General features: G+C 30.2%; 10 protein-coding genes. 9 read left to right on the forward strand and 1 reads right to left on the reverse strand.

Annotated features, from left to right (window positions below):
- Nucleotides 1-28 precede the first annotated feature (28 nt).
- From AB8B90_RS09795 to AB8B90_RS09835, 9 genes are all read left to right on the forward strand, one after another.
- On the forward strand, nt 29-2,437 hold the full coding sequence (locus AB8B90_RS09795; protein WP_405336351.1) for a hypothetical protein: 2,409 nt from the start codon (nt 29-31) through the stop codon (nt 2,435-2,437).
- A 100-nt stretch (nt 2,438-2,537) separates the two neighbouring features.
- Complete coding sequence (locus AB8B90_RS09800; protein ID WP_405336353.1) at nt 2,538-3,440, forward strand: histone deacetylase; 903 nt, start codon at nt 2,538-2,540, stop codon at nt 3,438-3,440.
- A gap of 77 nt (nt 3,441-3,517) precedes the next feature.
- Nucleotides 3,518-4,042, forward strand: a complete 525-nt coding sequence (locus AB8B90_RS09805; protein WP_405336355.1) for a ferritin — start codon at nt 3,518-3,520, stop codon at nt 4,040-4,042.
- Between the two features lie 291 nt (nt 4,043-4,333).
- Nucleotides 4,334-5,176, forward strand: coding sequence for a helix-turn-helix domain-containing protein (locus tag AB8B90_RS09810; protein ID WP_405336357.1), 843 nt, complete (start codon nt 4,334-4,336; stop codon nt 5,174-5,176).
- 90 nt (nt 5,177-5,266) lie between these two features.
- Nucleotides 5,267-5,425, forward strand: coding sequence for a hypothetical protein (locus tag AB8B90_RS09815; protein ID WP_405336359.1), 159 nt, complete (start codon nt 5,267-5,269; stop codon nt 5,423-5,425).
- 140 nt (nt 5,426-5,565) lie between these two features.
- Nucleotides 5,566-6,114 (forward strand): carboxymuconolactone decarboxylase family protein, encoded by a 549-nt coding sequence (locus AB8B90_RS09820; RefSeq protein WP_405336361.1) that lies wholly within the window; start codon nt 5,566-5,568, stop codon nt 6,112-6,114.
- Between the two features lie 32 nt (nt 6,115-6,146).
- A complete protein-coding gene (locus tag AB8B90_RS09825; protein ID WP_405336363.1) occupies nt 6,147-6,500 on the forward strand; it encodes a nuclear transport factor 2 family protein in 354 nt (117 codons plus the stop codon).
- Nucleotides 6,501-6,524: 24 nt separating this feature from the next.
- Nucleotides 6,525-6,914, forward strand: a complete 390-nt coding sequence (locus AB8B90_RS09830) for a cupredoxin domain-containing protein (protein WP_405336365.1) — start codon at nt 6,525-6,527, stop codon at nt 6,912-6,914.
- A gap of 126 nt (nt 6,915-7,040) precedes the next feature.
- Complete coding sequence (locus AB8B90_RS09835) at nt 7,041-7,475, forward strand: hypothetical protein (RefSeq protein ID WP_405336367.1); 435 nt, start codon at nt 7,041-7,043, stop codon at nt 7,473-7,475.
- Between the two features lie 69 nt (nt 7,476-7,544).
- On the opposite strand, the gene AB8B90_RS09840 is transcribed toward AB8B90_RS09835, so the two are convergent.
- Nucleotides 7,545-8,615 carry an endonuclease/exonuclease/phosphatase family protein gene (locus AB8B90_RS09840; RefSeq protein ID WP_405336369.1) on the reverse strand — a complete coding sequence of 357 codons (1,071 nt, stop codon included), beginning with the start codon at nt 8,613-8,615 and terminating at the stop codon, nt 7,545-7,547.
- Between the last annotated feature and the right edge of the window lie 209 nt (nt 8,616-8,824).

The raw sequence follows: 8,824 nt of genomic DNA on the forward strand, positions 1-8,824 counted from the left end.
TAACGTAAATTTATGTTCAAAACATCTTATGAAGGCTAAACACTATTCTAATATAAAGTTTTTGTCTAACCGATTAATATTACTTACCATTCTTTTGGTAAGTGTATCTTCAGTAGGTAATTCTCAAACCACAATAGAAGATAATAAAATTAGTGATGCTTATAAGAATTATACAGAATCACCCAGGGAAATTATCTATGTTCATTTAAACAAATCGACATATGTAAATGGAGAAATGTTAGGGTTTACTGCTTATGCTTTTGACAAATTCACAAAAAAAAGATCCAATTTAACAGCTAACCTATATTGCACTATTTCTGATCTTAAAGGAAATGTTCTCAAACAGAAGTTAGTTCATATTGTTAATGGTATAGCCTCAAATGTATTTCACATAGACGACGAAGTATTAAACGGTAACTTTATGTTTAAAGCTTATACAAATTGGATGCTAAATTTTGATGAACAAAATCACTTTCAACAAGTCTTTTATGTTTTAAATGCAGACAGTCAAACTGAAATTAAATCAGCTGAAATTGACGATGAGCTAGACATTCAAATTTTAGGAGAAGGTGGTCACTTAATCTATAACACTTTTAATACTGCAGGTATTATAGTTAAGAGTAAATCTGGAAGAGGTTTACCAAATGCTGAAGGCGAAATAATTGATGATAATGCACAAGTTATTACCAACTTCACTTTAAATCAGTTTGGAATTGCTAAAGTTATTCTGAGTCCTGAAAATAATCGAAAGTATTATGTGAAAGTATATCATAACGATAGTGTAAGTCAAGTTCAAATACAGAACATTAAAACTATAGGTTTTAATATTTCTATTAGTGACCTAAATGACAAACTATCCATTAAATTTGCTACTAATGAATCATCATTTAAAAATTTAAAAAATAAAATTTTCAAACTTGCTATTCACAATGGTAACGAAATAAGTACAGTGCCTTTTCAGTTTTCAGAACTCTCAAAAACACTAATTGTTCCAAAATCCGAACTTTTTTCAGGCATCAATATGTTTACTGTTTTTGATGACAATAGTAATCCTATACTCGAACGATTAGTATTTAATACACTTGGTATTGAAAAAGCAAAGACAAACTTAATAGCTGCAACTTCAAACAAAGATTCACTACATATTAAACTTAAACTTGAGAACTACAAGCTAGATAGCTTTGATAATATGAGTCTCTCAGTGCTTCCCTTTGGAACAAAAAGTTATAATCATCAACATAATTTATTGTCTCAAATTTATTTACAACCATATATTAAAACACCTATTCAAAACGCAAGTTATTATTTTAAAAATGAGGATAGAAAAACAAGATATGAATTAGATAACCTATTATTAACCCAAGGTTGGAGCAGCTATAATTGGACAACAATCTTTAATTTTGAAAATATTTACAAGTATCCGTTTGAACAAGGTATTAATGTGACCTCAAATGTAAATAGTAAAAAGAAAGCAGGAACTTACATCACTTATCCCTTAAAAGGAAACTCTTCACAATTATATAAATTAACTGAAAAAGATCAGTCTATATTAACCAAAGGACTTTTTCCATCTGAAGATGAAACATTCAAAATTGGATATTTAAATAAAAAAGGAGAACCTAGACAAGCGTCTGTTTACCCTCAGTTTTATCCTAGTGGCTTTCCTAAATTTAATCAAGAATACAAATATTATGAGAATTTCATGAACAAATTAAGTTCTGAAATCACAATTCCAAAAACACCAAGTTCGTGGGAGTCATTAGAGCAACTAGATGAAGTTGTTGTTAATGCCCAAAAAGAAAAAACAAAAGCTGAAAAACTGAATGAAAAACGGGTAATTGGTACTGTTGTTGAGTTAACAGATCTTCAAAAAAATAGAGGAACACCATTAACTGTTTACTTAAACCAATTAGGGTTTTATTCAAACTTTAACTCGTATGCTGGTACCTTTACCATTACGAATCCTAGAGTAAAATGGGGAAACCCAGTGCCTTTGATATACTTAGATGATGCACTTTTAAATGATTTTCAAATCTTGACTACAATGACAGTTGAAACCTTAGATTATATAGATTATGATCGTTCAGGAATAGGAGGAGGTGTTAGAGGCAGTGCTGGATATATAAAAATATATACTAGTGGAGATTATTTTTATAGAAATGATGGAAAAGCTAATACAGTTTCTGAATTTAATTTTCCGGTAACATTTAGTGAACAAAAAGATTTTTATACGCCTAAATATCAATATTACAATACTACTTTTTTCAATGAATATGGTACTATAGATTGGAAACCGAATTTAAAAGTTGATACGAATGGAATTATTAGCATTAAGGTTAAAGATTTAAATATCCAAACCGTTAATCTTTACATTAATGGTGTTGTTAATGATAATGAGTTATTATCAGAAATTAAGACCATAAACATTGTTAATTAAAGTGAATTACACATGTTTTTAATAACACAATCTTCAATAAAAAATATTATTATTAGTGAATTTAGTATCTAGTTCAAATAATCCTTTATTGATAAATTAAATGCTCAAAATAGCATACCATCCTATCTACAAACATCCATTACCGGAAGGTCACAGATTTCCTATGCTTAAGTATGAGTTACTGCCTGAACAACTATTGCATGAAGGCACTTGTACGAATGCGAATTTTTTTGAGCCAAAGATTCCTAAGACAGAACACATTCTTCGAGTCCATTCTGAAGACTACTTAAGAAATTTAACACAACTGAATTTAGATAAACGAGCTGCACGAAAAATAGGATTCCCCTTAAGTAGTGCCTTAGTTGAACGAGAAGTGATTATCACTAACGGAACTATTAAGGCTAGTGAATTTGCATTGCAACATGGCATTGCCATGAATATTGCAGGAGGCACACATCATGCGTATACAAACCGAGGAGAAGCATTTTGTTTATTAAACGATCAAGCTATTGGAGCACGATTTCTTCAACATCAAAAACTAACAGAAAAGATATTAATTGTAGATTTAGATGTGCATCAAGGTAATGGAACTGCAGAAATCTTTAAAAATGACGACACTGTATTTACGTTTTCGATGCATGGAAAAGCCAACTATCCGTTTAAAAAAGAAATTAGTGATTTAGATATTGCTTTAGAAACTAATACTAAAGATGAAGAATATCTGAGTATTCTTTATGATACTCTCCCAAAATTAATTAAAGAACAACAACCTGATTTTATCTATTACCTCTGTGGAGTAGATATAATTTCAACAGATAAACTCGGAAAACTAGCCATGTCTCTTGAAGGTTGTAAAACTAGAGATCAATTTGTGCTGGAAACTTGTAAATCGAATAATATTCCAGTGATGTGTAGTATGGGTGGAGGTTATAGTCCTGAAATTAAAATTATTGTTGAAGCTCATGCTAATACTTTTAGGCTAGCTCAGAATATTTTCTTTTAATGGAGAATTATTCCAAATAAGTCGCTCTCGTTTTATTTATCTTTATATCTACTTATCTTTGTAAAAAATCACACATTATGTTAACGAAAACAATTGAAGACGCATTAAACAAACAAATTCGAATAGAAGCCGAATCATCACAGGTTTATTTAGCAATGGCTGTCTGGGCTGAAGTTAAAGGTCTAGAGGGTATTTCTAACTTCATGTATGACCAATCTGACGAAGAACGTGAGCATATGCTTAAATTAATCAAATTCGTTAATGAACGTGGTGGACATGCACATGTTTCAGAATTGAAAGCACCTAATGTTGAATTCACTTCGTTTAAGGAAATGTTTGAAAAACTACTAAAACACGAAATTTTTGTTTCTGAAAGCATCAATGAATTGGTACATATTTCATTAGAAAATAAAGATTACGCTACACATAATTTCTTACAATGGTATGTGTCTGAACAAATAGAAGAAGAAGCTACTGCTAGAAATATTCTAGATAAAATCAACATGATTGGTGATGATAAAGGTGGATTGTATTTATTTGACAGAGACATACAGCAACTAAGTGTGGTTAGTTCAGCTGCAATTGATCCAGCAGCAGGATAAATGTTAAAATTTATTTAGATTAAATTTAAATAACTATTTTTGCAATGTTGTTTTTAACACATTCAATGGGCAAAAAAAAGAAAAATAAAAAGCTAAAAAAAGAGCGTATTAAAGGGCTTCAAACTTCTGGCTTTGACACTCTAGGAAAAGTTAAGTCTAAATGTTGTAAAAAATATAAGAAGTCCGAATTTAAACGTTGTAAAAAATGTCCTTGCTTCGATTTAATGAAAAAAGTAGCATAATACCTCTACTATTTTGTAATGTTTAATTCACTAATAAGACTTAGTGAGTATGATACATCAATTTAAAGAGTTTTCAACAAATGCCATCTTCAATGTTGGTAATGAAACAGATTTAAAATCTTTCAGTCTTCCAAAACAAACAGAATTATACACCTTTATTTGGGCGCAATCTGAAGCTATTAATGTTATTATAGACAGTGTTCCTATTACCATTAAAGCACATAGCATTTTAGCTTTAACTCCCATTCAATATTTACAATATATCAATGGACAAGATGCCATTGTATATCAATTTAATAGAGAATTCTATTGTATCAAAGACCACGACCAAGAAGTCAGCTGTGTTGGTATTTTATTCTTCGGAAATACAAATATTCCCATTATACACTTAGATAAAAAAGAACAACGGAAATTTCAAATCTTACATGAAGTTTTTATTGATGAATTAGAAACCAAAGACAATATTCAAGCTGAAATGTTACGAATGTTGATGGCGCGCTTCATTATTAAAAGCACACGATTACTAAAAGCAAAAGAAGGTATTGTTGAAACCGCTAAAAGTTCAAAAGTAGACTTACTACGATCTTTTAATTTTTTAGTTGAACAACATTTTAAAACTGAACATAGTGTGTCTTTTTACGCTGACGAGTTATTTAAATCTCCTAAAACCTTGTCTAATAATTTCGCAAAGCTAAATCGCAGTCCGTTACAAATTATTCATGAGCGTATTGTATTAGAAGCAAAACGCCTTTTGATGTATACAGATAAAACAGCTAAGGAAATAGCCTATGAAGTTGGTTTTGATGATGCGTCCCACTTAAGTCGATTGTTTAAAAAACACACTTCGCAGTCACCTTCAGACTTTAAAAAACAACTAAAAACTTCAAACTAGGAAAAATTGACATGCCTAAGGGCAAATTCTTCATTCTTTAAACACGACCATTGTTTCATATTTGCATTGTAATATTAAAACTTGTAAAAGATGAAAACACAACACAAATCTATTTTCAATCTCATTGAAATATTTAGAAGAAGTCCAAAAAAACTCATAAACACTTTAGTTGCTAAAACACATTGTGAGCAAAAACACATTCACGACTACTATTGTGATGCAGAGCGACCACATGTTAGCTCGAAATAATCAATAAGGGAAAAATTGACATGCCTAAAGGAAAATCAATCATTTTAAAACCTTTGTAAGTGTCGCAACTTTGTACCAACAAAAAACAAACAATTAATAATAAGACTCTGAAACATTTCAGAATTAAAAATCTAAAAATTATGAACACATTTAATGTCCCAACACGAGAAGACGTAAGCACAAATAATCAAGCAATTTTTGACAATTTAAATAAAGCCCTAGGCTTTGTGCCAAACTTATTTGCTACTTACGCACATAGTGATACAGCACTTGAAAACTACCTAACATTTGCTAATGCAAAAACATCATTATCTGCAAAAGAAAAAGAAGTTGTAAACCTAGCTGTAAGTCAGGTTAATGATTGTATTTACTGCTTGTCTGCACATACTGCAATTGGAAAAATGAATGGATTTACAGATGATCAAATCTTAGAATTAAGAGCTGGATTTTCTTCAGTGAACACTAAGCTAGACGCTTTAGCTAAACTTGCTAAAAATATCACTGAAAACAGAGGGAAAACAGAAGACATTCCCTTAGAAAACTTTTTTAACCAAGGCTATACAAAAGGAAATTTAATAGATGTGATTTCTTTAGTGGGTGACAAAACCATATCTAACTACATACACAGTACTACAAAAGTACCGGTTGATTTTCCTGTAGCACAACCCTTAGAATTAGAAACTATATAATTATAAACATTAACCAATAAAGAAAAATAACAATGAAAACTATAATAGAAAATGCACTCACAGATTTGGAAACCTTATTAGGAAAAGGTCAATTTTTAGAAGCAATGGATAAATATTTAGCAGATGATGTTGTACTTCAAGAGGCAAACAATGAACCTAAAATTGGTAAAGATGTTTGCATAATTGCAGAAAAAGAATTGCTAGAAACAGTAACAGAATTCAATAGATATGAAATCAAAAACGTTGCGATTTCAGGAGATGTATCCTATTATGAAGCAATAATGGAATTTAAAACTAACGATGGTCAACATCACAGATTTGAACAAGTAAATAGAACCCAGTGGAAAGATGGCAAAATTATTAACGAACGCTATTACCACGCTTAATTTAAACCAAAACAAATTTTAAACATGAAAAAATTAATTTCAGTACTCGTAATTACATTAGCATTTACATTAAATACAAATGCTCAAGACAAAATGATGAAAGATTCTAAAGCAACTGTTGTTACTCTAGAGCAAACAAAAGGAGAATTTACTCAAAAAGAAGTTACTCTAGAAGCAGGCGCTTATATTTTTGAGATTGAAAACAATAATGTTGGACATCAAGTAGGTTTTGTCTTAATGCCTAAAGGAAAAGATGCTTCTAAACCAGAAAATCACATACAAACTGCTTATGTAACTAAAGTGGTTGATAATAATTCAAAGGAAACCTCAAATATTACTAATCTTGAAAAAGGTGAATATGTATATTTTTGTCCGATGAATCCAACACCTCAATATACTTTAATTGTAAAGTAAATTGAAATTGATTAATAGTTAAAAAAAGAGTGTCACAAATGACACTCTTTTTTTGTATTCACAAATTAGATTAAAGTGTCTATTTATAATTACTACATTTGTAATGTTAAATTTTAATTTAAAATCATGTACAGTACACTTCAAATGATTCACTCTTATTGGGCGTATTTAGTCTTAGCAATGATCGTTCTTGCGAGTTTTAATGCACTTATGAAATATTTTAGTGGAAAAGAATTTCATGCAATAGACTTTAGAATTTCATTATTCACTTTAATTGTATCGCACATTCAATTATTAATTGGCTTAGTTCTTTATTTTGTATCTCCTAACGGGGTTAAAAATATAAGCGCTAACGGAATGAGTGGTCTAGATAGTTTTGCGAGATTACTTGCTGTTGAACACCCTTTTGTTGGCATTCTAGCTGTCACTTTTATCACCATTGGTTATTCAAAACATAAAAAGAAACTAACTTCAAAACCTAAATTCAAGATGCTATCTATTTTTTATACTTTAGGATTGTTACTTGTACTTTCAAGAATACCTTGGTCAAATTGGTTTTAATTTGCGATATAAAATAAAAAAGGAGCAAACTTACATTTGCTCCTTTTTTATGAATTATACTTTCTATTTTTATTTGCCTTCAACTTCTCTAATTAAGTAAACATATACAGGAAAGTGATCACTAAACCCATTGGTAAATCCTCCAGCAAAACTTCTAAAAGGGTAGCCTTTCCATCGTCCTCTTGGATTAGTTAGATACTGTTTATTATAAATTCCTGCTTTATAAAATCTAAACGATGAATAATCATCTTTTTCAATCAATGGCTTTGTAAACATAATTTGATCAAATAAACTCCAAGCATCTCTCCAGGCTGTTGTTCCGTAACCACTTTTTCTGAACATATTTTCGAAAGGATTATAAATACCTTTCAATTCAACGTCGCTTTTTTCACTTTTAGCTCCAATAACTTCTTTTACACTATCATTTGTAGGATCATCATTTAAATCTCCCATGATAAAAATCTTAGCATAAGGATCTATAGCTTGCAACGAATCTTTTAATCGTTTACTTACTTTTGCAGCAGCAACACGCTTAGGCCTACTTCTTGCTTCACCTCCACTTCTTGATGGCCAGTGATTAACAACAACGTGAATAAGATCTCCATCTAACTCTCCAGAAACTAATAATTGATCTCTAGTTTGTTTACGTTTTCTAGTATTATCATCATAAATTACTACTTCATGTGAACTATGACTTACAGGTCTGAATAATTTTTTTTGATACAATAAAGCTACATCAATACCTCTAACATCTGGAGATTCGTAATGAATAATTCCATAATCTCTTCCAACGAGTAATGGATCGTTTACAACGTCTACCAAAACTTGTCGGTTTTCAATTTCACAAACTCCTATAACTGCAGGAGAGTTTCCTGTAACATCAGATCCAATATCAGCGATAACTCTAGCCATATTATGCACTTTTTTTGCATATACCTCTTCTCTGTTAGCACTCATTTCCATAATTGGACTTCTTTCATCAAATTTGGTAGTGTCATTAACAGTATCAAATAAATTTTCTAAATTGTAAAAAGCAACTGTATGAATTTTAAAGCGCTTTTCTTTTTTTTCATCTTGTGAAAATCCGTTTATAGTCACAAAAAAGCATAAAAAAACTAAAGCAAAATGTTGTAATTTCATCGTGTAAATATTATGTTATTGTTATATCTAATCAAAACTTGCGCCAAAAGTATGTATTTATTATAAATAATGTAAATTTGCACGCCTTAAATAAGTATTATTTAATGCACAATAACTATTAACTAAAGATTAGGCATGAAAAAAAGTTTATTGATTTTTTTATTCGGAATTTTTTCTGCGTTTACAACCTTTGCTCAAGAAACTGTAGT

The sequence above is a fragment of the Psychroserpens sp. genome, assembly GCF_045105015.1.
Taxonomy (GTDB): domain Bacteria; phylum Bacteroidota; class Bacteroidia; order Flavobacteriales; family Flavobacteriaceae; genus Psychroserpens.